Below are 26,202 nucleotides of genomic sequence, written 5' to 3' on the forward strand. Positions count from 1 at the left end.
GAGTTTCCAAGCCAGAGCTTGGAAACCAGAATCCAACAGAGAAGCAACCAAAACCAGCCCAGATTCTAGCAAACAAAATCACGCGCGCTTCCAAAAATGGCCTACGCTTTTCTTCTGCGGACCACACCCCATCCTCCGCAGTATCACAAACGCCAAAAGGAGATAAACATGAGTCAACATCTGATTTCTTTAACCCTTTCCGACAATGATCTGACCGATATACACGCCGCGCTAAAGACATTGGAAGACCGCTTTGCCGGCTTCCTGGTCTTAACCCCGGAAGAGCGCCGCACCATCCTGAAGATGGGCGATAAAACCGAAGCGTTCTGCCGGCAGACGCTGACGGTGGCCACCCAAAACACGCATGCCATTCCGCCCGGTCTCGATGTCGTCGAAGCGCAAGCCGATATGGCGACTCTTGATAAGCTGCGCCCTCGCCTACACCGCCTGCGCGATTTAATGAGCAAAGGTGACGATACCGACATGGCGCTGGGCAGTGATATTTATAGTTTTAGCCTGGATGCTTACGCCTCGTTGAAAATCGCCGGCAAAGGCGCGGGCTTGGAAACCCTGCGGCAGGCAATGTCTGTTCGGTTTAATCGCGGCGCCAAGGCAAAAACCCAAGCCACCCAACCTACAGGCTAAACAATATAAGCATAATGGCTACCCGGCAAGGCATTCCGGCTTACCGCCTAAGCTTTATCCCTTGGCGGAATAGCTGAAAGCATAGCGCGCAAGCCTTTCCGCTAACGCCGCAAGCTTATTAGAGCCACTCGCCACTTTCAGAGCTTTGCCCGCAAGGTAAATCGCTTCGCTGGCAAGGCAATTTGCCAAAAGCGCAAGCCGAAATGGCTTAAGCGCAAGGCCTTGAGCCCAAACCGCCACCTTCTTCGGTTCGCGCGCTGGCTTCAATGGTTTGCGCGCAAGAAAAAAAGCCTTGCCCGCCAGGCCAATAAGCTTGCGAGAATCCGGAAAAGCCTTGCTCACAACTCTAATTGGCTTGCGCGCAAAGCTCTGAATCTTGCGGGTATGGCAAAAACCCGGGGGTGTCCCGAATTTTTGCAAAGTTGACCGACCGACCTGCTTACGAAGACTTGCTTTAATCCAGTCTTACTCGGCCCGCAGTACCATCGACTGTCACTTTGTCGCCGTTCATCAACGCATCCAGCACACCTCTGACGCTCATTACTGCGGGTAAGCCCACTTCCCGTGCTGTCACTGCGCCATGCGACAAGGGTCCGCCGCTTTCCGTAATCACAGCCGCCGCCTTATAAAATAAAGGTGTCCAGGCCGGGTTGGTGGTGCGAGCTACCAGTACCGCGTTGGCCGGAAAATCGGCGAAATCGTCCTGCGACAACACCTTAAATACCACACCGCTGGCAACGCCAGGGCTACCGGGCAAACCAACAAAATCCCCATCTTTAGCGGAATAGGCTTGTGACTTACCCAATTCCCATTCCGGTGAATGCTGCCTATGGTTTTGATAAGCCTGTTTTTCCCGGACTATGCTATCCGCCAAACAATGCCACGACTCGGGGTCGTTAAGGCGGATTGCTTCCGAGAGCTGTTCGGCTCTGGCAAAGAACACATCCATCGCTTCCGTAATGATGCCTCTGGCCTGCAAGGCGACACCCAAGGCCCTTAAACCCTTGCGGAACGGCAATGTCAGCCGTGTCGTCTGATAATGTTCTATGTCGTCCAATGCGGTATAAACCCGCGCCAAGCGCAATAGCTCCTGAACAGGAAACCGCAAATCCTCCGGCAACCCGCCGATCAATTGCCGCTCGGTTTCCAACATCCGGATTTTCAGAGTACGTTCTTTTTCGGCAGGGTCTTCCAGGGCAGAGTCCAACATCATTTTCAGATTTTCAATCACCAGCCATGGCGCTTCCAACCAGGTCGGATGATAGGGATCAAACTCCACTTCCCGATGCCCATGATCCTGTAAAAAACGCTGGAAAGCGGCTGCAATATCTGCTTCCTGTATGAATCCGCCGGAAGCCAGAAATTGCTGGCCCGTTTGGGTGCGCAACGCCTGAACAAGTTTGGGGCGTTCGGCAATCCGCCTTGCCAGCCGGTAAAGTTCCTTGTTGACGAAACCCGTTTTGGTTTCGCAGTACGCCAGCAAGCTATCAAAGGTCGTCGGCGCATCCGCTTCGCCAACCGCCGCCCCAACGATGCTGTAGACCAATTTGTAAAGGGTGCGCTGAGTAATGGAAATGGCAATATTAGGCAGGAAATATTCCGCACCTAGCTGCTTCACCCGCAGTACAAAATCCCACAACTCGGGAATCGAGCGTCCTGCCAGCGGCTCGGCCATTAATTCGCCGAGGCCGAGTAAATAGCGATCCAAATCGCGCGACCACGCCATCGGTAATTCCTGCACCCAAGCATAGCGTTTGCGCAGTGTCGGCAAAGCGGACAGCAGTTCGGCAACTGAACGCACGTTTAAGGAATTTGCAGTGCCTTCGGCATAAACTTCCACGGCATTCTGATTGCCGTATACATAATTATCGAACAAGGCGAACCACTTGCCGTGAAACGGCGGCAAGCCCATCAATTCGAAAGAATGCGACAGCGATTGGTGAAAACCCTCCGCCACCAAGTCCCAAGCCAGCGGCGTAATCACCGAGGGAAACCGCTCGGCGGATTCGTCACGGGTCCAGCGCGGCGGGATACGGGTAATCGGCCGTGCTTGCAACAGCCATAACTGTTCACCCTCAAAACCCCACTCTATATCCTGCGGATAACCGTAAAACTTTTCGACGCGGCGCATCAAATCGGATAACTCAGCCAATTCAGGTTCACTGAGACAAGGTAAATTAGCTTGATCATCTGACAAGTTCTCGCTGCGCGTACCGGTGCGGTCGGCGACGATGCATGAGGATTTATGGGCTAAAACCGCATCCAATACTCGCCCGGACGACTTATCCAGCAACCAATGATCAACTTGATGCTCACCGCCCACCACCGATTCACCCAAGCCAAAATTGGCATCCACCGATTGCTGCGCAGGATCGCCGGTAACCGGATTGATGCAAAACCCCACGCCGGCGACCCGATTGAAGGCCATTTTTTGCACCACCACCGCCATCGCGGTGTTAGACAAGCCGATGCCGGCCTGCAAGCGGTAAGCTATGGCGCGGGCACTCCACAGCGACACCCAGCAATCCCTGATGCGCGATACAATGTCGTCGATGCCCATGCAATTCAGATACGTTTCGTGCTGCCCGGCGAATGCGGCGCCGCCCAAGTCCTCGGCAGTGGCGGAGCTACGCACGGAGAATGCCGTGTCGCCCGGAAACTCAGCCAACATCTCCGCAATTGCCTGCTTCAAGCTTTCTGGCACCGGTAGCTGGATCAGCTGCTCGCATATACGTGTGCACGCCTGTTCCAAGGCCAGGGGTTCGTCTATAGGCAAATTCCGAAGCAAATCCGGCAATGCATCGTATTGCTCAATGAACGAGTAATAACCCTCCGGCGGCAACACAAAGCCTGGTGGTACCGCAAACCCTCCCTGAGTCAAGCGGGCAAGGTTGGCACCTTTACCGCCGGATATGGCAGAGTCGAGAGCAGACGGATGATGAAACTCAAACAGGGTTGGCATAGGTATCCTTCTTGCTGGGGTTAATGGCAGGGTGAGCGGCATGACGGCGAGCTTCGTACAAACCAAAACCGGCCAACGCCAAGCCGCTGAGGACATCGACAAAATAGTGATAACGCAAATAAAAAGTAGCGATCCATAAACCCAATATCGGCAACAACAAAATCCAGAACTCAAGGCGATGATGCCGTGCCGCAAATCCCAGTATATAAAGCGTCACAGCCACGTGTAGACTCGGCCAGACATCGACTTTATTACTGCCTTGTTCAACCATGGCTTGATTAAATGCCGTGACCGCGCCGCCGCTCAATTTGACGTTGAACAACTCCGGATAGGCCAGCCAAGGCCCGGCAACCGGCACCAGCAGATAACCGAGAAAACCCAAGCCGTAAACCGCGAATAGACCGGTGTAAAATTCCCCGAGCAATTCCCGGCGCCGGAAAAAATAACGCAGCAGGCTGACCAGCAATAATGGCATCAATAACAAGTAGCAAGCGCTCATTAGTTCGGTGAGCGGTGGGCTAATCCATCGTTCCAACCATACCGACGGCGTTTCCCCTATCAATAGCCGATCCAATGCCAATAGCTGGGCATCGAAGCGTACGCTCCGGACAGCGGGGATAGCCCCGGCCATGGCTTGATATGACACATTCATACCCACGGCCAAGCTGACGCAAATGGCCGCCAATAGCCCCCAACTGCGTTGTCTGGAATATCTGCGTGCCAATCCGGCCATGCCGGCCAACATCGGACAAAACAATAGACTCCAAACCGTCAGATGCGCGATTTCCATGGCTGAAACAGCGCCCAGATAGATACTGAAATAGCGTAAGGGCGGGTCGAGAAGTTTATTCATGCGCTTTGCGCTCCGCCAAATTCCGATAGGCTGTTACCAATACCGCCCTCACCTCAGGATGAAAAACCGCGTTACCGAGTGCTACCGTCAATTTACGGAATCGGTACCAAGCCAATACGCCAACAATGCTGATCGCGCCGTAAAGAACACACCAACTTGGTCCGGCACATAAAAACAAACCCACGCAGACGGTCACGAACCAAAATAATCCTACCGGCACACCGACGACCATGCGCCAAAAGGCAATAACATTCGGCTCGTCCGGCAGAAGCTGACTAGCGATATGCCCGGCAGCCAGCACCGGGAAATTCAATACGCTGAAACAAGCGATGACAGGCGCCAGCAGTAACCACTTGACTAAATCCCGCTGCCACAAGCGGAGCGGCATTAAAGGTAGGCCTTGATGAAGAAAAAGACCTTTATCCTTGGCCACTGCCTCTAACTGCCTTAGCGACTCTGATAAAGCAGGCGCAATCTGCCCCTCGAGTTTTTTTAAGTGTTCAGCGTAAGAAAGATCGGTACCTAAAATGCGGGCATAAGCCAATTTTTCTGCCGTTTGCTGAGCTTCGGTATCGACAAAATTAACCCCAACAGCCTCCAGGCCATCAACAATCGACTGGTGTATCGCTATCTCGTCGGCATTTTGCGGAATTATGGGTTCACCTATCAAAACCTCAACACGGCTTTGCCAGCGAGTAGGGTCTTCATAATGAACAGCCAATGGCTGGATAACGGGCCTGACTCCAGCAGCCATGGCTTGGGCTATGATACGCGCGGCACCACGGTTAAACGGTAAATGTCGGCAACCCAGGGAACTAGTGCCTTCCGGCATGATGAACAGTTGTCCACCCACTTTCAGTAAGTCTATGCATTCCGCCAGGGCCTTGCCGTTATCGGCCTTAATGCCGCGAGCCTTATCCTTGGCACGGGCTACCGCAATACCACGAAACAAAAATCTGCCCAACGGTAAACGCTGCAGCTGCGCCGATACCATCGGCATAGCTAAAGGAACGGCAAGCGAATACGGTGCGGCATCGAGCGCGCCATTGCGGTGAGTGGCTACAAACACGACAGGGCCGACTAACGTTAGCCGCTCTTTGCCGACGACTCTTATTCGGCTGAATGCCAGATAGCCAATACAGCGCCATACGCCGTGGTGAAGCAATCCCGCAATATTTAGACTCGTCATACTAACGCCCTTCCTTGTCAGGCAATATTCGTAGCACGAAATATAGCTGGAGAATCCGGTTAAGGTATTTCGCTTATCTGACGCATTGAGTTAAGCCGGGTCATCCTAACCAAACAGCGAGATCCGCCAATCGCTACTGTCGCTTGCTTGCAGTACCGCTTTATTTCCAAGCAAAGCATTGATCTTTGGAATATCTCAGGTAAATCCCTGCCCGGAAACCCCGGAATTGAAGCTAGCCATCAACCAGCAAACGAAATCCAAAGAACTCGCTGCGTTGGGATTTATCGAAGTGGTATCGGTAGGCGGAACGGGCGAAGGTCGCATCGGCATCCCAGGAGCCGCCGCGAGCGATTCGTTCGGTGGGCAATTCTGAGGTGACCGGTGAATCAACGTCCATCTGTTCTCGCCAAGCATCCTGACACCACTCCCAAACATTGCCGTGCATCTCGTAAAGCCCCCAGGCATTCGCCGGCAAACTCTTTACCGGCACGGGTTTACCGCGAAATTCGCACTTCGGCGCGTTTGCGTAGGGGTAGTCGCCGTTGAAATTCGCTTGCTGCGAATCAATCGTCTCACCAAAATTGAACGGCGTATCGCTACCGCTACGACAGGCGTATTCCCATTCCGCTTCGCTAGGTAGCCGGCCTTGAAAACCGGGGATAGCCTGGTTTAACTGCGCAATAAACGCTTGGGCACCGTCCCAACTCACCCGATGTACGGGAAAGTTGGGGTGTTCCTGATGGCGGCTGGGATTATCATCCGGATGAACTTGCAGCCACAGCGCTTGAGTCACAGCGGTGTCGGCCAGCCAAAAGCCTGATTCAAAGTCCACCCGCTGCCGGGATTCGTAGTGGTAGCGTCCTGTTTCCGTCTCCGGGAAACCCATCAAAAATGTCCCAGGCTCGATCCAGCGAAACACTTGCCTGACATCGTTGAATATTAAAGTTTGCCATAAACCACAAACATCCTCGCCCCATTGGCTGGCCCAAGGCAGGGGGAACATCGGTGGCGACAGATTATTGCGGTAGTGTGAGCTCATAATTTACAGGCAGATAAACATTAGCGTTACAAAACGCACAGTTGGTGCGGTAATAAGCACATTGCCACAGTATCGTGGAAACAAGGATCGGACGACATTCATTTTCTGGATTTCTTTCTGAGTTGATGCCATCTGTCGCGTATTGCCGCTGCCAACCCGGCCTGCGGCTGCTCCGCGACGCCGCTGTCTGGACGGGGCGCGTCCCTGGCCGTTGCTGGTTTTACGGCTCCTCCGCCTGGTCCTGGCTTGAGCTCAGCATGACCTAGGGCAAGCCGGAAACCGAGGTCGCTGGAGCGAAGGCCCGGCGTATTGAGGGAACGAAAAGCGGAACGCACGTTCCTGCCGCGATCATTCCACGAGCCGCCGCGCAACACAAGGTCGCCGCCTGTACCTGCATCCGGCTGCGTCAGCGGATCGACTACGGTCGCCGTGCCCAGGTTGTCTTGCCAGACATCCTGACACCGTTCCCAGACGTTGCCGTGCATTTCGTACAACCCCCACGGGTTGGCCGGCAAGGATTTGACCGGCACGGTTTTTTTACGATTCAAGCCCCGTTCGCCGCCAGCATAAGGCCAATCGCCATTGTAGTTAACCTGATCAGGTGTGATGTTGTTGCCAAACGAAAACGGCGTTGAAGTACCTGCCCGGCAAGCGTATTCCCATTGCGCCTCGGTCGGCAATTGTGCTTGCAAACCGGGCACCAGCGCATTCAGGCGCTCGATAAAACGCCGGGCATGCTCCCAACTGACCTGCTCAACTGGATTTTGCAGGGTGTCATTAAAATGACTCGGATTGTGGCCGCCCAACACCTCCAGCCATAAGGCCTGGGTGACCGTGGTGTCGGCCAACCAGAAACCCTGAGTCAAGGTCACGGCATGCAGGGTTTCATCATCGTAACGTTCCGGCTCGTCCGGCGACGATCCCATCATAAAGCTGCCCGGCTCGATCCAGCGGAAGCGTTGCGTGACGTCGTTGACGGTGAGATCGGCGTAGAGGCCGTATTGGTCTACCCCAACAGGCCAGGATCTAGGATTTTCCGGCTCCCATCTCGGTTGGGTAAGCAGCGTCCTTCTATCTTCCTGATTTAACAGGATACTATTGATAAACCGCTCGCCCCATTTTTCCGGCAATGGTCCGGCCTCGGTAAACCGTCTTAACTCGATGTAATGGTTGAAGCCATCCCCTGCTTGTAAGCAAAAGCGATAATCGTTGCCCGCAAAGCGTAAATTAGCCGACAGCCCTTCTATATTTCGGACGATACTGTCAGCCCAGCTGGGCTTTGTAAATGCTGAAAACGTCATTCTGGCCAACCCAGTATCAAAATCCAGGGTCTGCCCATCCAACTGACCGACGATGCACGACTCACCATGGGCCGGCAAGCGAAGCGATTGTATATCCACTCGCATCCGGCCATTTTCTACCCAACTTCTGCACAGCATGATACTGTCGTGGATTGCGTCGAATTCGGCCAATTTCGCGCCACCTATCGCTACGGGCCTGGTGTCGGCATACGCGATACTCAAGGCTTCACCAACTTGCCAGATGCCATAGCGAGCTAATTCGGAGCGTTCACGAATCAGCTCATGCACGATGGCGGCATCATATTCCGCAGGCAACGGAGCGCCAGCCCGCAGTTGCTCGCGATACGCCAAACCGTAAAGCGCACTGGTATAGCGGTGATTATTCAAACGAATCGCCTCACCGCTTAACCGGTTTAAATGCCGCCGGGCAAATTGCGTCATGCCGCTGTCGGAATGCGCACCCTGCAGGGTTTTGGCGAAACGTTGCATAAAAGACTCCGCCTGTTGGACATCGGCCAATTGTTCGAGCGGGAAAGCCACCAAGGGCAAGGCGTTGATGACTTCCTCCGCCCAAATCGCCGGAAACTGGCCGATATGCTGGCGTTTGAGCAAACTCAAGACTTGATATTGCAAGCCAGCGTCCAGCTGTTTAAATTCGGCTTGATACTCGGCCCGTTTTTCCGGGCGCATGCTGATGGCGGTATAACCCCATTGCATATCGGCATGCTGATACACCGCCGCTTCTATGCCGCTATCGGCTTGTTCAGCGGGTAAACAGCGTAGCAAGGCGCGCGCCAACTCAGGTTCGACGTGTACGGCAATGGATAACAATGCCAAGACCTTGCGAACATGCTCAGCGTGGGCCTTGATATCCGGATCGATCTTTTCCGGTTTGAGCTTGCCGTGTTTGTGCCACAACACTTGGCGGATGGCGTTTAGGCGCTCGGGCTGTTGCTGGGCCGCCGATACGGGCGCCAGCACGACCGGCGTGGTGTTTTTACGGCTTAGTTGCCGGAAAAAACTGTCCCACCGCGTGCGTATGGGGCTGTGTTGTTCAGCCAATTGCCCCAGGTCGCTGACGATGAACACCACACTTTGCGCGGTGAGCGCTTGCCACTGCTTAAGCCGTTGCTGTTGATCAAACCAATCCCAATATTCGCCTAGCGGGTCATTGTCAATGACGCGAATTTCCAGGCCGTTCAACCCATACTGACGGACGATACTTTCACACAAACGATGGGCGTCCAACCAGAACGGCAGCAAGCGTTTGTTCAGATCGAGGACGACATAAACCCGCCCGGCCGGCACAACACGTGGCTTGCGCGGCAGATGATACAAGGTTTGCAGGCGGGCGATACGTTTGACCAACTGCGGTATATCCAGTCGCTGCCCCAAGCTATGGCTTATGGATTGCCGCAAAAAATCGCGCATGCGGGCTTCCGGGACGATGGCTTGGTGCGGCAGCGGTTCTCCGCTGGCAAAGGGCTGCAAATCGGCATCGGAGAGCGGCTCAACGCCTTGAAGCACGGGCGGCAGGCTGTCGCCGAGCTGTTGCGGATCGGCATAATGCTCCTGAGATGCAAGGGCGTAGAACAATGCTTGCGGGCGTTTCAGCGCTAATTTAGCCGGCGTAGGAGCAGGATTTGGATCGATTTTGGGAGGCTCCGGACGGGGCACTTTATAATCAATTTCATGGCCTATCGTGACTGGCGCACACCATTCGTAACCCAATATCGTAGCGCTCAGGCATTTTTCGTCATGGGTTTGACAGCGCTGCAGCCAGCGCAGTAAGTCGCCGCGACTGGTCTGAGTATGAATCGACATTACAACGCTTTGCGCAACACAAAGTGCTGGATCTCAGCCAGCAAACATTGCTGATAGGCATCCCGTTCTTGGCCTTGCAGCGAGGAATCGGTCATTTCATCCAGCGCCGCCAATAAATCCAGATACTCCGCCAAACCGGCCTTGATGGTGCCGTGGCGCTCAGCCTCCTGCCGATCGGCGATTAGTTGTTGTAGCGCCAGGCGTTTGATGGCTTCGCTGCACTGGTTATCATTGAAATGCACCTTGGCGCGCTCCAAAAACCAGGTTTCAAGGTTTATATCATCCACCGCCAAATGCAGCACCAGACAGCGCCGAATAAACGCCGCCGGCAGTTCACGCTCGTCGTTGCTGGTGATGATCACTAACGGCGGCAGTTGTTTGTCTGCCGTCTGCAGTGTCTTGCCGATGGTTTCTTCCAACAGCGGTACGTCAAAACCGCCGTTACCCAGCACTTCCAGCAGCGCATTGGGCAATGAAGGCTCGGCTTTGTCGATTTCGTCGATGAGTAAAACAATACCGTTGCCCAGTTCGCCGTCGTCGGAAATCTGCGGACGGTAGACTTTATGACGGCAGACATCGTTGTATTGCTTGGCCGCACTTTCGTAGCCGAAGGTCCACCACAGCACGCCGGGATTGAGATAATGCTTGGGGTTGAGTTTGTCATCATCTTTGATACCGGCGTGAGCGTCGTTGAGGCGTGCGACCGGATCGTAACGCCAGAGCAAATCCTGGCCTTCGGTGTTGATGTTGACGACTTCGGCGATGAATTTGCGCTTGAGCTTGGCAGCAGCTGCCCGCGCCAGATAGCTCTTGCCCAACCCTGGATCACCTTTTACCAACAGGGGGCGGCGGGTCGCTAAGGCCATTTCCAGGGCATAAGCGCTGGCTTTATCCAGAAAATAACGGCCTTGCCGCCAGGAACCACAGTCTGGGTAATCGATGACGCTCTCGGCTTGAAAATGTTTGAGGGTGGTTGCTGTCATGTGCTTGATTGGCTGGTTTCGAGTATGTTGAAGAGCTCTTCAAACTTGGCACTGAGCTCTGCTTCTTTTTCCGCCTCGGCTTCGCCGTAATGGACGATAGGTAGATCTGGCAAACAATCCGCTGCACTCAAAGCCTGACAATTGACTTCTTCTTGCAATGGGTTGTTAAGCAATTTGGGGTCACCAAGATTTAGTTCCAGGCGATACAATTGATTTAACGCGGGGTCTTGACGCTGCTTGATCACTGCGTTTAACTTCCGACGCTCAAAATTACCTAGCTGTTTTGTCGGTGGCACTTTGTGAATGGCGGTGTGAATCGATTCGACTGCATCTTTTTTGAATGCCTCCGTATCCCACCCTGTTTCGCGAGTAATCACGGATGCATCAATGGCATGCTTTCCCCGTACCTCCCCTTCACGAAACACAAAATCGGGATTAGTCCCATAAATTGCTGAAAGGGATAATTCTGTAGCCATTGCAGAATACACCGAAAGTTTGATCAAAGCCTGTTTGGGAACAGCACTCTCAGGCGCCATCAGTCTGGCAAAAAAATAAAATAGATCAATTAATTTATGGCGTACAGTATCGCCTGCATCCTGTTTGAGCGCACCAGAACCCGCATATAGCAATATATCCAACACAGCCAATCCATCAATTTCGAATACTTCCAATAATTGATCATATAATTTTTGGCTGGTGGTATTCGGCAATTTTAGTTTCAATCGATCAGCAAGTTCCTTGAATAGGATTTCCTCATCGGACATCTTCGACAAGACGTTGAAAATTTGTTGCTTCTGCTCAGCAACGAATCTTTGATTTCTTTGAGCGTGACTTTCTATGCCGGTTACTTCACGAAACCGTTGACTATGATTGATTAAGTAAGGAATGGAGACACCGATCAACTGTTTCTGCATCCACTGATTATGATCAGTGATGATGGACTGAATTTTTCCACTGGCAAGATCAAAAACCGGCGCTCCCGACATACCACCCCAACCGTTCTGTAAACCGTTGGCTTGGGCAACAGTAGGGTCTATCGTGTCATCCAGCGTGAGCTTAACTTCAGGCTTTTCCAAATCGGCGCCAAATTTGCCGGTAGTCGATTCCATGCAATTACCAGTTACATTTGGATAGCCTGCCGTTTGCCAGCCGGTTCTGGCAACGAAAAGTCGCGATGCCAAGATCGATTCAGCCGGTTTAGTCTTAATTTCAGACGGTAAATCGCAATAGAGGACAACCAGGTCGCATTTGGATTTTATATCTTCCGCCGGGCCTTCTCCGTCATAAGCGATACCGTTGACTGTGGCGGTCAATGGTTTGTCATTACTGTCTTTAATGGCCGGCCATTCGACAGTGATAGATCCCCCACTTTGCCAGTCGACAGCTTCGATTACGTGTCTAGCTGTTAGCAGCAAGTTCGGAGCGATAGGATAAGCAGTACCAATATTCCCTCTATGTTTGATTCTGGCAGTCAATATAAGCTCCATTAGCTAACTCCTGAACCCCCACCTTTTAATTTGACCTTTCCGGGATTACCCGTTTGCGGATCAAGGTTTTTCGCGTCCTCCGGCTCTAAACTCAATTTAATTTTATGTGTGACAGCATTTTTGTAGCTTGCAGAGGCCTCTGCATCGATGCCGCCCAACACCCAGAAATTAAATTTACCGCCAGCTTTTCCACCGACTGATTTTTCGACCACCATTTGCAATTCCACTTCTACGCTATTGACTTTAAAGCGGATGGTTTCCGCCTCCCCGTGCATCGAAGCCGTCACCAAACTTTGTCTCAGCTCTTGAATCACTTCTGCCAAATTCAGCTTGTCGTTCTCGTTCATAGCCGCTCCTTTCGTCATTTATTTAAAGTGTTGGGCGTAACCGACTGTGTTTTACCAATTCGTTATCGGGCGCCTTTCTGAGCGCTCTGAATTGTCTTTGAACTCAATCTCCCCAACAGTTATCTTTTCCGTGCTCCAGCGATACGCAGCGCCGGAGCACGGAAACGATGACCGATAAAAAAACTAAGCCAATTTCGGCTTTATCGCGGTCATCAACATGTCCACGCCTTCACGATAAGGCGAATGCACATCGCTGAACCCGAGAGATTGCAGGGTGGATATGACGGCTGGCACATGCATGATGTGGTCCGGCGATTCGTCGCTCAGCAAATGTACCACCCAATCTTCCAGAAGATCGTAACGCTGCAGTTCCCCAAAGGTCTTGAACCAGTGGCGAATGTCGGCTTGCGTGGAAGCCAAATGCCGCGCGGGATCATCGATAGCGAAGCGGTCGCCGTTTGCGAACAATCCACCCGGTTTAAGCACGCGCCAGATTTCGGCAAAGACTTGATCCCGATAGTCATTCAGAAAATTGTGAATGGCATAATTCGAGGCCACAACCTCAACGCTGGCGTCCGGTTGCTGCTGTAAAAAAGCTAGCGCATCGCTCTCGATGAATTCGACACGACCGTTGTCCACATACTCCGCCAAATTCGCGCGCGCCTGCGTAAGCATTGCCGCTGAGGCATCGAAAGCGCGCAGATGCAGGTCCTCGCGCTGAGTAAGCAAGGACAGCGTGCTCAATCCTGTGCCGCAGCCGATCTCAAGCCCCTGTAGACTATTGCCGGGATGCCATGCGGCGACTGTCTCGCCGAGCTTTTGCGTCAGCACCACGACATTGGGACACATCATACCGAGAAAATCGTACTCTTCACCGATGCGGCCGGTAAACGGATTCTGTGCGGTTAAAGAAGGCATCACGGCATTTTCATTCGAATTCATAAATAGCATCCCGGTTTGTTTAATAAATACGCGCTGGTGCTTGATTGCAGCGGGCAGGAAGGAGTGTGTGGATTTCGTATTTTTGCTCTGAAATTATAATCAGATAAACGCGCTACGGATACCGAGCCACCCACTTCCCCAAACGCTGGTATCCTTCGTGTTGTTCTCTAGCCGCTAACCTCGATAAATCGCAGTCAACACGCTAAGTTTCAAAACGCGAATGGGGCCAATCTTTAAGCGTTCCAACCCAGCCAGCGTCACCGGATTTCGATGAATGTGGCGGACATGCTGCCGCTAATTCGATACAGCGTTATTGTCATATAAACCCGACAATATTTTGTTATGATCTGACCCATGTAGTCTGCTCTCTGCCTAGAATACTGGCTTGGCCCTTAAATTCCCGGCATTCTTCGTTGCCGCCTGCCGCGGTGCTAATCTACTTGAACCGCTGGACTGCATGCTGCATGCTGCATGCTGCATGAGAGCGACGATATTGACGGGTTGAATTGGTCATCAAACTAAAGGTTTAGACCTCTTGGGAAAATGATTTTCAAGCGCTTTTAAATTGGAGAAATACGTTATGTCTAAATTACGATTTGTTGTTTCCACGTTGGCGTTGGCTTGGCTACCCAATGCTCAGGCGGCCTACAGCGGTAGTCTGTCGTTTGTTCAACCTACGGGCACTGTCGTTGCAACCGATAACATTCCGATTTGGTTGAAACTAAGTTTGGACGCCACATCGGATCCCTTGGTTTTTTCCAGCACAGGTGGCGGTAACCCGCCGTTTGGCATCAATCCGGCCAACTACCCAAGCAGCTTTACTTACTATGATTCAAACACTAGCCAAAGCAGATACATAGACAATGGCGTACTTATCACCGTGGATAGTATTTCTTTGAGTACTTCTATTGGTTGTGCCGGTACATTTCTGGCCGATAGCTGCTCTTCCGGACCTTACGAATTCAATTTCGACTCCAGCCCGAACAGTATCCTAAGTAAGCAGAATATCGCCTTAAACCCTGGCGATAGCGTTGAGTATTTGCTTGGCGAATTTACCCCGAAAAATGGCGCAGCCGCAGCCGGCGAATACGAGTTTTATACGGCGGGATTGAGTTTATATTTTTACGGTACGGTTAGGGCTCCGAAATTAGATGAACACGGTGCACTGGTTCTGGATGGGAACGGAGATCCGATTTTGGAGGACTTTGTTAACGCCGACGGTAGCCTGGAAATCGCCAGCACCGCATGTGCAGCGCAACCCGATCCAACTTGCTCAGAGAAATTTGCGCGGACAGTCGTCGCAGCTCCCGTGCCTGTGCCCGCCGCGTTTTGGTTATTTGGTTCAAGCCTGCTCGGTTTTGTCGGCTACCGCCGGCCCGTTATCTTTACGCGGTCTGTCTGAGTCTTAATTAAAGCACGTCTGTCTTCGCAAATACTCCAAACCGCCAGCCCTTATATATACTGGCGGTTTGGAGGTTTGCAGCCAAATAGTTTAGTTTGCGCGCCGGCATTACCTGACACTTCCGCTGGTCGAAATGATCAAACCCCATAACAGTGCATGCGTTTAAACCAGCCGAGGATTGGTATCTGGAGGCTATTCTCTGCTACCATTTAAATCGGTCGAGGCGGGATTGCTTGGCCGTAAATGGATTTCGGTTTTGCAGGGCAGCCTCAATGCATCATCGAGCAAACCACTATCGATGAGGCGCAATATCAGAGGGACAAACATGGACAAACTTACAGCACTTTCTTTAAGCATCGGCGTATTGGCGGGCGTAGCCACATTTTTGGCGGTGGGACCGGCTAGCGGCGTGTTCTTTATCTGGGCAGCCACCATTGCCTGGGCAGCCTATTTTTTCTTGGGTGCGACCAAGGAAGCCTTAAAAAATACTATCGTCTGCGGGATTTTCGGCGTATTCATGGCCTGGGTAACGGCGATTATCTTGACCGGGATTTCGCCGGACACTGCCTTAGGTTTTCCAACAATGGCCGCCATTACTGTGACTTTTGCGGTCGTGGTGATGTGCCTGGCCGCCAATTTTCCGCAATTGGCAACCATTCCTGCCAGCGTCTTAGGCTATTCATCCACGTTTGCCTACTTATTGCAAACACCGGACAAGTTGACACAGGAAGTCTTGTTCGGCGCATCGCTGAGCAATCCTTTGCTGGTGATTTCAATCTCAATTGTAGTGGGTACTTATTTTGGTCAGCTTTCCGCGCAATTAGCGGCTAAGTGGACTAAAGAGTAACCACATTTTTAGGCTGAACCCGTCGGGGTTACCGGCAAACACCCACTCCGATTGTTCGGCAAAAATAGGCGGAATGTAAAAACTCCGCCTAACTATCAAAAAAATTTCGGTCGTTTAATCATCGTTCCGTTCAGAACTCTCCGGCTCCCAGCGAGGAACGCGAGTGCCGATTTCCCTCCCCTGAATTTCGCTGCTCGCAGCCCCGGAATTAGCCGCAAATTGCCAATTCATTCTGTTTTAGGCGAAAATGGCACGTTACGCATAGCTCAGTCTCTTTCGGAATAAGCAATCAGATTGCTCATAAGCCGCGCGACCAGCTTATGCACAAAGGCCATTTTTTAAAGACGCACGGGGTGTCGCTATCGCTCTACCCTGTCTACGAAGTTAGCTTGGTCAGATACCGCTACAGGACGCATCGAGAACAACAAAAATCATGTCTACCCATTCAAGACACATCCAGTTAATGGATACCACGCTGCGCGACGGCGAACAAACCCAGGGCGTGGCTTTTACGCCGATGGAAAAAGTCAGCATAGCCAAAGCTTTATTGCAGTTTTTGCGCGTTGACCGAATCGAAGTCGCTTCGGCGCGGGTTTCGGAAGGCGAGAAGGAAGCCGTCAGCCTGATCAATCAATGGGCACGGCACGAAGGTTTTGCCGAGCGCGTTGAAGTCTTGGGCTTTGTCGATCATACCCGCAGCGTCGATTGGATCAAATCGACTGGTGGTAGCGTGATCAATCTGCTGGCCAAGGGTAGCGAAAAACATTGCCGCGAACAGCTCGGCAAAACCCTGGAACAACACAGTGCCGATGTGCTGCAAACCATTACCTATGCCCACCAGCAAGGCCTGAAAATCAATGTTTATCTGGAAGATTGGTCCAACGGCTACAAAGACAGCCGGGATTATGTTTACGGCTTGATGGAACGCTTGCAACAAGCCCCGATCAGCCATTTCATGCTGCCCGATACCTTGGGCGTGATGTCGCCTGACGAAGTTTTCGCCAGCTTCAGCGATATGTGCCAGCGCTACCCAACCCTGCAATTTGATTTCCATCCGCACAACGATTACGGCTTGGCGACCGCCAACGTGATGGCGGCGGTGCGGGCCGGCGTCAGCGCGGTGCATTGCACCGTCAACTGTCTGGGCGAACGGGCCGGCAACGCCTCCATCGCCGAAGTAGCGGTGGTACTGCGCGATAAAATGGCGATGGAACTGTCCGTGGACGAGAGCCATTTAGTGCGCATCAGCGAAATGGTGGAAAACTTCTCCGGCAAGCGCGTCGCCGCCAATGCGCCCATCGTCGGTGCCGACGTGTTCACCCAAACTGCCGGCATCCATGCCGATGGCGACCAGAAAGGCGGTTTGTATAAAACCAAGCTCGGCCCTGAACGATTTTCCCGTATCCGCAGTTATGCCTTGGGCAAGATGAGCGGCAAAGCCTCCTTGAAAAAAAATCTGGAGCAGCTGGAGCTGGATCTGTCGGAAGAAGACCAGAAGAAGGTTCTGGCGCGCATCGTCAGCATAGGCGATTCCAAACAAACCATTACCACCGACGACCTACCGTTCATCATCGCCGACGTATTGGAAAGCAAGAGCTATCAGCACATCAAATTACTGGCTTGCTCGATCAACAGCGGTCTGGATTTGCCGTCTACGGTCAGTATCCGCGTGGATGTCAAAGGCGAGAAACACCAGACCACCGGGGCCGGCAGCGGCGGTTTCGACGCCTTTATCGACGCCATCGGCAAGGTATTGCAACATTACGATTACACCTTACCGACGCTGGCCGATTTCGAAATCCGCATTCCCAAAGGCGGCCACACCAGCGCCTTGACCGAATGCGTGATTACCTGGGATTGCGGCACCGAACTGCGCAAAACCCGCGGCGTACACGTCAACCAGGTATTTGCCGGCATTTTGGCGACCATCAAGTTGATCAACATCCAGTTGCATGAAAAGGCCAATAGCCCGCAAGCTTAGATGAGCGGCCCGCAGGACAGCCTGCCAAGCCGAAAGCAAACGCCTTCAATCCCTAACCCAGTCATTGTCCGAGGAAAATCCGCTCGTCGAGTTGTACCGAATTTAAGGCATCCACATAGTAAATTTTGATACAGCAAGCCATCATAATTTATATCGAGAAAATACTATGCGGACCACCGTAACCATTGACGACACCTTATACCAAAAGCCCTGAAAATGGCCGACCCGGACATGGATAAAGCCGAAATCTTCCGGGAAGCGATGAAAACCTTTGTATGGGTTCAGGCCGCCAAACGCTTAGCTGCCTTGGGCGGGAGCCTACCGGAGATGACTGATATTCCCCGAGAACGCGGCCAAACCAACTCGTCCGCATGATATTGGTCGATACTTCGGTTTGGGTTAACCCATTTCAAAAATCGTAACGAGGATTTGGTTCGGTTACTGCTTTCCGATTCGGCCTTGATTCACCCTCTGATCATTGCACAATTGGCCTTTGGCGCGCCACCCGCGCCGAGAACTCAAACTCTGAACAACCTCCGCCAATTAAGGTATTGCAATCAAGCTGGTTTGCAGGAAGTGGAAGACTTTATCGAACGTGAAGCGCTATATGGCTTGGGTTGCGGACTAATCGATTTGCAGTTGCTAGCCTCGGTTTTGATTACGCCCGGCGCCAAGCTGTGGACGTTGGACAAGCGGTTGGCGAAACTGGCTGAGCGGTTTGGTGTGGCTTATCGAATATCGCCGACTACGAATTGATTTACATGTTCCGTGCGGTTCGTTACCTCACCGCACGCTACGAGCTACGGCTGCGTGATTTATCATCGTTCCCACGCTCCGCGTGGGAATGCAGCCCCGGACGCTCGGGCGTCTTTATGAATCAAGGTAAAGCATGGGAAGAAGCCGTTATCTCATCATCGAAGCCGACAAACCCCATTTCATGACCTGCACCGTCGTGGAATGGCTGGCCGTGTTTACCCGCCCGGAAACCGTGCAAATCGTCCTCGATAGTTGGCAATACCAACGCCAACACGCAGGTTTAAAACTCTACGGCTACGTGGTTTTGGAAAACCATCTGCACTTTATCGCCCAAGCCCCGGAACTCGACAAATGCGCTGCCAGCTTCAAAGCGTATACCGCCCGCCGGATCATTGACCACCTCCAGCAGCAAAAAGCCGAGCGCCTGTTGCAACGCCTGCATTTTGCCAAAGCCGCACATAAACGGGATCGCGAATACCAGTTCTGGCAAGAGGGCGTACATGCCGAAATGATTTTGAACGAAGCGATGATGCGGCAGAAGCTGGACTACATCCACGCCAACCCGGTCAAGCGCGGTTATGTCAACTTACCGCAGCATTGGCGTTATTCCAGTGCCGCCGACTATGAAGGCTTGGCGGGGTTGATGGAGATCGATGTTTGGTGATGGACGCTGGAGCGTCCGAGGCTGCGTTCCCACGCGGAGCGTGGGAACGATGAAATGAATCCGGCGCAAAGCTGTGGGCGCTGGACAAACGCTTGGCGATTCTGGTCGAGTGCTTTAGCGGACTATCAAACATTGCAGAGCACGAATTGACTTTAGGCTGTTAGTTTCGATAAATATCCTCGACTTGGATTATTGGCATATGAGCAATCATTCCTGAGGAGATTGACGCTGTTCGCTTTGATTCTTCGTGAGCCACCGCTGCTGTAAGATAAATTAAAGTACTGCGGACCTGTATTAGCTCAGACCTGATCTGACAGTTACCGTTTTTGCGGGGTGTCTGTCAGATTAGATTTGGTTCAGATTTTTTTGAGCCCAAATCTGTTTTCCATCCAGCAAGGTATCCATCGGCGTTCTGCCGTTGCACATTTTGCCCTGATGAGTTCGGTCATTGTTGTAATAAACCAGCCATTCGTCCAGATCTTTTTGGAGTTGATCCAGGTCGCTATAGAGCTTTTTGCGGAACGTGACCTGATAGAACTCCTGCAAGATGGTCTTATGGAAGCGTTCGCAAATCCCATTGGTTTGCGGTGACATGGCCTTGGTTTTGGTATGGTCGATGTCGTTGATCGCCAGGTATAGCTGATAATCATGCTGTTCGACCTTGCCACAATATTCTGTGCCGCGATCCGTCAGAATGCGTAGAACGGGTAATGCGTTGGCTTCGTAGAACGGCAATACTTTGTCATTCAGGATATCCGCGGCAGTAATCGGCGTTTTGGTGGTGTACAGTTTGCAGTGTGCGACTTTGCTGTAGGTGTCCACGTAAGTCTGCTGGTAAATCCGCCCAACCCCTTTGAGGTTGCCAACGTAAAAGGTATCCTGCGAACCCAGGTAACCGGGATGGGCTGTTTCGATTTCGCCGCAGGCTTGATCATCCTGCTGCTTTTTCTCCAACGCCGCAATCTGCGCATCGCTCAGCATTAACCCTTCGGCGGCTACCTTGGCTTCCAGTGCTTTAAGCCTCTTTTTAAAGTTCTCCAGGTCATGCCGTAACCAGATGGAGCGAACGCCGCTGCCGGATACGAATACCCCTTGTTTACGCAGTTCATTACTGGTTCGATGCTGTCCATGCGCTGGCCACTCAACCGCATAGGCTTTCACTGCCAGCTCAATGCTTTCATCGACGCGATTCTTCAGATTCGGAGACCGGCGGTTTTTGTCGATTAAGGCATCAATGCCACCTTCGGCTACCAGCTCTTGATAACGATAAAACGTATCGCGCGAGACACCCATCACCTTGCAGGCTCTGGAGACGTTATTCAGTTCTTGGGCTAAATTTAACAGCCCCGCTTTGTGTTTAATGATCGGATTGTTTGTATGGATCATGAGAGTTACCTTTTGTGTTTTGTGTAAGGATTCGACACCCCTATCAAAACCGGTAACTCTCATCTTTTCAAGTCGATGTGTCAGATCAAGTCGTGACTAATACAGTTTAAGACAAGTCGATGCTGAACACACCATTTTCTGTAAGCCTTTTCAAGCTCATCTTCTCCACCAAAGATCGAAAAGCCGGGATTTAATTCATCCCAATTTGCTAATTTATTTAAGTGTTCGAGTAACTCTAACATTGGAGCTTTGGCATGATTTTCTACTCCCAATGACAAAGCATTGCAAAAAGCGACTCTACTACTCTTAAGAAATAGTGCTTGAGTTTCTGGATCTTCGATAAATCTCGAATATCAAAAAAGTGCCATACCTCGATTCCCAATTGCCATTGAGAATTCAGGTATATCAGAAATTGCTTGATCCCAATATTCTATAGCTTCAGTAAAACGACCAACATGATTAAGTACATTGGCAAGATTGGTTGTAATACGTAGCTTAAGATCGGTGCCAATTTCCCTTGTCGATGAGTTTCTAAGATAATTGAGTGCTGACCTAAGGAAGTAAATTTCGTTATCAACGTTCGGATTAGCCCAAGCAAAATCTTTTCTATCGTTACTCGCCTGTCTTAAACAGGAAAAAACGTTCGCTGTATAGAAGTCTAAGGTAGCATTTTCTAAATCAGTCAGCGTTTTCCTATCGAAACTTTCAATATTTGCCAGTGCTGAATTTAAACTTTGGATGTCTTCAGTCTCAATTGATGTGTCGATCCAACTAGCTAATTTCTCCAATTTTAATTTCATTAGATTTTAGAAACGTAGAGGTAATTAATGAAGTGCAATAACCGAATCATACGAAATATACCACCAATCACGCTACAGCCGTGCCGCGCCAGCGGTATAATGCCTGGGAAGCCAGAGCGTCTGTCGCTGAGTCCTCATGTAGGAGCCTGGGGACAATAAAGACGAATACGTGCGCTGCGGCAAATAAGCCGGCTGCTGGTTATCTTTTTGCCATCGCTTTACTCGGCCGTTGAACATATTTTCTCCATCGGCCAAGCTTTTTTCTCGGTCATTGGACAAAATAACTCCAACGTTTCAGCTCAGAACTCGAGCGATGTAGTTCTTAGGGAGAATGATCAAGAAAAAAGCTCGGACGTTTTGGTTTAGAACTGCAGCGTTTTAGAAAATTTCTTGATCGTTCGAGTCCGGAGCTCGGCCGTTCCGGAAAATTTCTAAAACCTTGCGGCTCTGAGCTCGAACGTTTGAGAAAATCACTCGAATTACCGCCATATCCAACAGCTCGACGGGCTATTCAACCCTGCAGCAACGGTTTTGCTTCCCGGTAATTCAGTAAAAACGTTTACAAAACCCATTCCATTTAGGTTTTGCCTAGGTTTGCCGGGCGGCTGTTTTTCGGGGGAAGCATCGCAACCAATCTGCTAAAATCCGCTGTTTATTTTTCGATAGAAATTCCTGATTTAACGCTTTAATCACTCAGCACTCACCATCTCATGAAAAACTACAAAATCGCAGTTCTGGCCGGCGACGGCATCGGCCCTGAAATCACCGCGGAAGCCATTAAGGTTTTGAAAGTCATCGAAGAACGTAACGACGTTAGCTTCGAGCTGATGCCGGCTTTGTTCGGCGCCTGCGCTTATTTCGCAACCGGCGATGCTTTCCCGCAAGCCACCATCGACATTTGCGACCAGGCCGACGCCATCCTGAAAGGCACGATAGGCTTGAATCACGAAGAATCGAAGAAAATCCCGGTCGACAAACAACCGGAGCGTGGTGCTCTGTTGCCGCTACGCCGCCGCTATAACACCTACGCCAACTTTCGCCCGGTTTTCCTGCCCAGGTCTTTGGCGCATTTCTCGCCGCTGAAGCCGGAAGTGATCGGCGATGGCATCGATTTGATTATGGTGCGCGAGCTGGTCGGCGGCCTGTATTTCGGCCAAAAAGAAGCGGGAGTCAACGAGCAAGGCCTGCGTTACGTGCGCGAAACCCTGGAATACGACGAGGAACAAATTCGTCGCATCATGCACCAGGCCTTCAAACTGGCGCAAAAACGCCGCAAGTTGCTGCACAACATCCATAAAAGCAATGTGCTGAAATCCAGCGTATTGTGGAACGAGGTGATGGAAGAAGTCGCCAAAGAATACCCGGACGTTCAGGTCGTCAATTATCTCGTCGATTCGGCCGCGACCGCACTGTGTCTGAAACCGACCCAGTTCGACGTGATGGTGATGGAAAACATGTTCGGCGACATTCTCAGCGACCAGGGCGGCGGCATTTTGGGCTCGCTGGGCCTGATGCCGTCAGCGTGTATCGGTCCGGAAAAAGCCTATTACGAGCCATCCCACGGCTCAGCGCCGGACATCGCCGGCAAAAACATCGCTAATCCCTACTCGATGATCGGTTCGGTGGCCATGATGCTGGAAAACAGTTTTGGCATGGAAGCGGAAGCGAAAAACGTCTGGGCGGCGATGCAGGGCGTGTTTGCCGACGGCTACTCTACCGCCGACTTATCCAAACCCGGCAGCGGCGTGACGATGATCAGTACGGTTGAATTTGGTGACAAAGTGGTGGCAAAGCTACGGGAAATGCCTAAGGTCTAATAAGGGCTTGCCATACGATACGCGGCTTAGGCTGCGTTATCTTTGCTTCTACAAGCCTCGTATCCCAGTTGCTGATGTTTGCGGAAAAGCGCCAAGCGCGTGTGATTAAAACAGCATCCGCCACGATCCCTACTTTTTCGCAAATGCTTTAATCCCTTACCCACTCTTCAACCAAACGGCTGGGTATATGCGGCGATTCGCTGGATTGCGGGTGGTTTTTGCCGGCGATGACGCAATAGATCACCCGCAGGGTGTCTGCCAATAATAGCCAGGTGATCAGCATGAATAAGCTGGTTAAACCGGCGTTCAAGTAGTCGTTGAAAATCAAATGCGGTGCATTTTTGACTTGCTCGGCAGGGAGAGCGCTGTTGGCGAGTCTGGCGGATAAATCCGCGGCATGCGATAAAAATCCCACCCGCAAATCGGCGGCAAACAATTTTTCCCAAGCGGCGGAGCTGGTGACGACAATCAACCAAGCCAGGGGGGTTGCCGTGACCCACACATATTTCAGCTTGTCCGACTTCACCAATATCGTGGTGCCCACACATAAGGCTATTGCCGCCAGCATCTGGTTGGCGATGCCGAACAACGGCCAGAGGCTGTTGATGCCGCCTAAGGGATCGATAGTGCCCATATACAGGAAATAACCCCAAGCCCCGACCACCACGGCACTGGTCAGCAGTATGCTGGGATAGCTGTTGGTTTTAGGCAAACCAACATTGCTCAGAATATCTTGCAGCATGAAGCGGGCGACGCGGGTGCCGGCGTCGAGCGTAGTCAGAATAAACAAGGCCTCGAACATGATGGCAAAGTGATACCAGGCCGCCAGTAGATGCTCGCCGAATACTTGCGCAAACAAACTGGCCATGCCCACCGCCAGCGATGGTGCGCCGCCGGTGCGGGCAAACAAGGTGGATTCGCCCATGGTTTTGGCCAGGGTTTGCATTTGGTCGACGCTCACCGGAAAGCCCCAGCTGCTGATCTTGGCCACCGCGTCCACCGCTTCCTTACCCACGATACCGGCCGGGCTATTGATCGCAAAATACACGCCAGGCTCCAACACCGATGCTGCAATCATCGCCATGATGGCGACGAAGGATTCCATCATCATCGCCCCATAGCCGATGAAACGGGCGTCTTGCTCGTTAGCCAGCAGTTTGGGTGTGGTGCCTGAGGAAATTAGCGCATGAAAGCCGGAAATGGCGCCGCAGGCGATGGTGATGAACACGAACGGAAACAGTTTGCCGCCGAAGATAGGCCCGCTGCCGTCAATGAACTGGGTCAGGGCCGGCATTTTCAATTCCGGGCGCAGCACCACGATAGCGACCGCCAGCGCGCTGATGGTGCCCAGCTTCATGAAGGTGGATAAATAATCTCTAGGCGCCAGCAATAGCCACACCGGCAGTACCGCAGCCGCAAAGCCGTACAGGATCACCATCAAAGCCAGTTCCGGTGCGTCGTAATCGAACCAGCCACGGATGGTCGGATTCTCATCGATCCAGCCGCCACCCAGTACCGCAAAAATCAACAGGGACACGCCAATCAGCGTGGCTTCGGCGACCCGGCCCGGCCGCAACTGATTTAAATACAAGCCCATCAACATCGCGATCGGAATAGTCGCGGCGACAGTGGACGTAGCCCAAGGGCTGTGTTTCATCGCATTGACCACCACCAAGCCCAATACCGCGATCAGAATTACCATGATCACCATCACGCCCAGCATCGCGGCCGTGCCGCCGATATTGCCCAGTTCATCCTTGGCCATTTGCCCCAGTGAGCGACCGTCGCGGCGCACCGAGAAGAACAAAGTGACAAAATCCTGCACGCAGCCGCCTAATACGGCGCCGATCAAAATCCACAAGGTACCGGGTAGGTAGCCGAATTGGGCGGCCAAGGTCGGCCCGATTAAAGGGCCGGGGCCGGCGATTGCCGCGAAATGGTGCCCGAATACCACCCATTTATGGGTAGGCATAAAGTCGCGGCCGTCGTCGAAACGCTCTGCGGGAGTGGCGCGGCTTGGATCCAATACCAAAACTTTGGTCGCGACAAATGCGCTATAGAAACGATAACCCAGCGCGTAGATGCAAAGCGCCGCGACGATCAACCACATGCTATTGATGCTTTCACCGCGTTGCAAAGCAATGCCGCCGACGGCGAAGGCGCCAGTCAGAGCGACGCAAGCCCAGAAAAAAATGGACGGTACTTGTTTGTTGGGGCCAGACATGGCGGGTTCCTTTGGATTGTAATCGGTGTACTGCGTGATAGAGTTGGCAAAATGGTAGCATGTCAGCGTCAATTGCTGTTGGCGGATTCGCTTTGAAACAGGCTGTTTTTCCAGGTTTTACCGCTAATTCGCGATTGTCATCGACTGGTTTGATTCAGCTGGATTGAACAAGCGTTAGCCGCTAAGCTGCCAGCGTATAATAATGGCTTGTATTCACTAGAGATAAAGGAGGACGAGAAGATGAACAGAACTATTTTTAGCGGCTTATGTTTGGCAGCGGTGGCGTTAATGCCGTTTAGCCTGGCTTTCGCGGAAGCCCAACCGACTGCTAAACCCGAACATGGCGAATACCGCGACTGGCGTTTGCTGGGAGTGTCTTTACGCCACGATAAAAACAGCATGCGGGCCATTGTCGGTAACCATGTGGCTATCGCTGCCGCGCGTGCAGGTAAAGTCAAACCTTGGCCGGACGGCAGCATCATCGCCAAAATTAAGTGGGGCGAAAGAAAGCATCCGAACTGGGAACAAGCGACTGTGCCAGGCGAATTCACTGCGGCGGAAGCGATGGTGAAAGACAGCAAGAAATACGCTGAAACCGGCGGTTGGGGCTTTGGTATCTGGGAAGGTAAAACTTTAAAAATGTTGGATCAGGAAAAATCCGCACCTTGTTTTGCTTGCCATATGCCCATGAAAGACAGCGATTACGTTTATACCCTACCTAATCTCCAATAAACGCGGTATTTGAGACGAGAG

The 26,202-nt window shown here is 52.1% G+C and carries 22 protein-coding genes; 9 read left to right on the top strand and 13 right to left on the bottom strand.

From position 1 onward, the window contains the following. The first annotated feature begins 168 nt into the window (after positions 1 to 168). A complete protein-coding gene (locus tag ACH5Y9_RS11190; RefSeq protein ID WP_445369667.1) occupies positions 169 to 645 on the top strand; it encodes a hypothetical protein in 477 nt (158 codons plus the stop codon). A 54-nt stretch (positions 646 to 699) separates the two neighbouring features. Here ACH5Y9_RS11190 and ACH5Y9_RS11195 read toward each other — a convergent pair whose 3' ends face one another. The 10 genes from ACH5Y9_RS11195 to ACH5Y9_RS11240 form a co-directional block, all read right to left on the bottom strand. Beyond that, complete coding sequence (locus tag ACH5Y9_RS11195; protein WP_445369668.1) at positions 700 to 987, bottom strand: hypothetical protein; 288 nt, start codon at positions 985 to 987, stop codon at positions 700 to 702. Between the two features lie 112 nt (positions 988 to 1,099). Continuing rightward, positions 1,100 to 3,607, bottom strand: coding sequence for a PEP/pyruvate-binding domain-containing protein (locus ACH5Y9_RS11200; RefSeq protein WP_445369669.1), 2,508 nt, complete (start codon positions 3,605 to 3,607; stop codon positions 1,100 to 1,102). Beyond that, entirely contained in the window at positions 3,591 to 4,460 is an 870-nt protein-coding gene (locus tag ACH5Y9_RS11205) for a phosphatase PAP2 family protein (protein WP_445369670.1), read from the bottom strand. Before ACH5Y9_RS11205 ends, ACH5Y9_RS11200 begins: the two co-directional genes overlap by 17 nt. Then, positions 4,453 to 5,649 carry a 1-acyl-sn-glycerol-3-phosphate acyltransferase gene (locus ACH5Y9_RS11210; RefSeq protein ID WP_445369671.1) on the bottom strand — a complete coding sequence of 399 codons (1,197 nt, stop codon included), beginning with the start codon at positions 5,647 to 5,649 and terminating at the stop codon, positions 4,453 to 4,455. Before ACH5Y9_RS11210 ends, ACH5Y9_RS11205 begins: the two co-directional genes overlap by 8 nt. Positions 5,650 to 5,881: 232 nt before the next feature. Next, entirely contained in the window at positions 5,882 to 6,688 is an 807-nt protein-coding gene (locus ACH5Y9_RS11215) for a formylglycine-generating enzyme family protein (protein ID WP_445369672.1), read from the bottom strand. 98 nt (positions 6,689 to 6,786) lie between these two features. Next, entirely contained in the window at positions 6,787 to 9,813 is a 3,027-nt protein-coding gene (locus ACH5Y9_RS11220; RefSeq protein ID WP_445369673.1) for a formylglycine-generating enzyme family protein, read from the bottom strand. Then, on the bottom strand, positions 9,813 to 10,796 hold the full coding sequence (locus tag ACH5Y9_RS11225; RefSeq protein WP_445369674.1) for an AAA family ATPase: 984 nt from the start codon (positions 10,794 to 10,796) through the stop codon (positions 9,813 to 9,815). Before ACH5Y9_RS11225 ends, ACH5Y9_RS11220 begins: the two co-directional genes overlap by 1 nt. Then, positions 10,793 to 12,283 (bottom strand): hypothetical protein, encoded by a 1,491-nt coding sequence (locus ACH5Y9_RS11230; protein ID WP_445369675.1) that lies wholly within the window; start codon positions 12,281 to 12,283, stop codon positions 10,793 to 10,795. The genes ACH5Y9_RS11225 and ACH5Y9_RS11230 overlap by 4 nt, the downstream gene beginning before the upstream one ends. Then, positions 12,283 to 12,630 (bottom strand): trypco2 family protein, encoded by a 348-nt coding sequence (locus tag ACH5Y9_RS11235; RefSeq protein ID WP_445369676.1) that lies wholly within the window; start codon positions 12,628 to 12,630, stop codon positions 12,283 to 12,285. Before ACH5Y9_RS11235 ends, ACH5Y9_RS11230 begins: the two co-directional genes overlap by 1 nt. 183 nt (positions 12,631 to 12,813) lie before the next feature. After that, on the bottom strand, positions 12,814 to 13,572 hold the full coding sequence (locus tag ACH5Y9_RS11240; protein WP_445369677.1) for a class I SAM-dependent methyltransferase: 759 nt from the start codon (positions 13,570 to 13,572) through the stop codon (positions 12,814 to 12,816). 580 nt (positions 13,573 to 14,152) lie between these two features. On the opposite strand from ACH5Y9_RS11240, the gene ACH5Y9_RS11245 reads away from it, so the two are divergent. The 6 genes from ACH5Y9_RS11245 (at position 14,153) to ACH5Y9_RS11270 (ending at position 19,222) form a co-directional block, all read left to right on the top strand. Continuing rightward, entirely contained in the window at positions 14,153 to 14,974 is an 822-nt protein-coding gene (locus tag ACH5Y9_RS11245; RefSeq protein ID WP_445369678.1) for a hypothetical protein, read from the top strand. A 325-nt stretch (positions 14,975 to 15,299) separates the two neighbouring features. Beyond that, on the top strand, positions 15,300 to 15,821 hold the full coding sequence (locus tag ACH5Y9_RS11250) for a DUF1097 domain-containing protein (protein WP_101055547.1): 522 nt from the start codon (positions 15,300 to 15,302) through the stop codon (positions 15,819 to 15,821). Between the two features lie 433 nt (positions 15,822 to 16,254). Beyond that, a complete protein-coding gene (locus tag ACH5Y9_RS11255; RefSeq protein ID WP_445369679.1) occupies positions 16,255 to 17,802 on the top strand; it encodes an alpha-isopropylmalate synthase regulatory domain-containing protein in 1,548 nt (515 codons plus the stop codon). A gap of 231 nt (positions 17,803 to 18,033) precedes the next feature. Continuing rightward, the gene (locus ACH5Y9_RS11260; RefSeq protein ID WP_445369680.1) at positions 18,034 to 18,177 is read left to right on the top strand and encodes a hypothetical protein; all 144 of its coding nucleotides are present in this window, start codon (positions 18,034 to 18,036) and stop codon (positions 18,175 to 18,177) included. An 84-nt stretch (positions 18,178 to 18,261) separates the two neighbouring features. Then, the gene (locus ACH5Y9_RS11265) at positions 18,262 to 18,558 is read left to right on the top strand and encodes a VapC toxin family PIN domain ribonuclease (RefSeq protein ID WP_445369681.1); all 297 of its coding nucleotides are present in this window, start codon (positions 18,262 to 18,264) and stop codon (positions 18,556 to 18,558) included. Positions 18,559 to 18,691: 133 nt separating this feature from the next. Then, positions 18,692 to 19,222, top strand: a complete 531-nt coding sequence (locus tag ACH5Y9_RS11270; RefSeq protein WP_445369682.1) for an REP-associated tyrosine transposase — start codon at positions 18,692 to 18,694, stop codon at positions 19,220 to 19,222. 345 nt (positions 19,223 to 19,567) lie between these two features. Here ACH5Y9_RS11270 and ACH5Y9_RS11275 read toward each other — a convergent pair whose 3' ends face one another. Next, positions 19,568 to 20,608, bottom strand: coding sequence for an IS481 family transposase (locus ACH5Y9_RS11275; protein ID WP_445366359.1), 1,041 nt, complete (start codon positions 20,606 to 20,608; stop codon positions 19,568 to 19,570). A gap of 353 nt (positions 20,609 to 20,961) precedes the next feature. Then, entirely contained in the window at positions 20,962 to 21,408 is a 447-nt protein-coding gene (locus ACH5Y9_RS11280) for a hypothetical protein (RefSeq protein WP_445369683.1), read from the bottom strand. A 710-nt stretch (positions 21,409 to 22,118) separates the two neighbouring features. Here ACH5Y9_RS11280 and leuB point away from each other — a divergent pair. Further along, positions 22,119 to 23,225, top strand: a complete 1,107-nt coding sequence (gene leuB / locus ACH5Y9_RS11285; RefSeq protein ID WP_445369684.1) for a 3-isopropylmalate dehydrogenase — start codon at positions 22,119 to 22,121, stop codon at positions 23,223 to 23,225. 148 nt (positions 23,226 to 23,373) lie between these two features. On the opposite strand, the gene ACH5Y9_RS11290 is transcribed toward leuB, so the two are convergent. After that, on the bottom strand, positions 23,374 to 25,449 hold the full coding sequence (locus tag ACH5Y9_RS11290; protein WP_445369685.1) for a carbon starvation CstA family protein: 2,076 nt from the start codon (positions 25,447 to 25,449) through the stop codon (positions 23,374 to 23,376). Positions 25,450 to 25,689: 240 nt separating this feature from the next. Here ACH5Y9_RS11290 and ACH5Y9_RS11295 point away from each other — a divergent pair, with 240 nt between their 5' ends. After that, complete coding sequence (locus ACH5Y9_RS11295) at positions 25,690 to 26,181, top strand: cytochrome P460 family protein (protein WP_445369686.1); 492 nt, start codon at positions 25,690 to 25,692, stop codon at positions 26,179 to 26,181. Positions 26,182 to 26,202 lie beyond the last annotated feature (21 nt).

The sequence above is a fragment of the Methylomonas sp. BW4-1 genome (assembly GCF_052474385.1).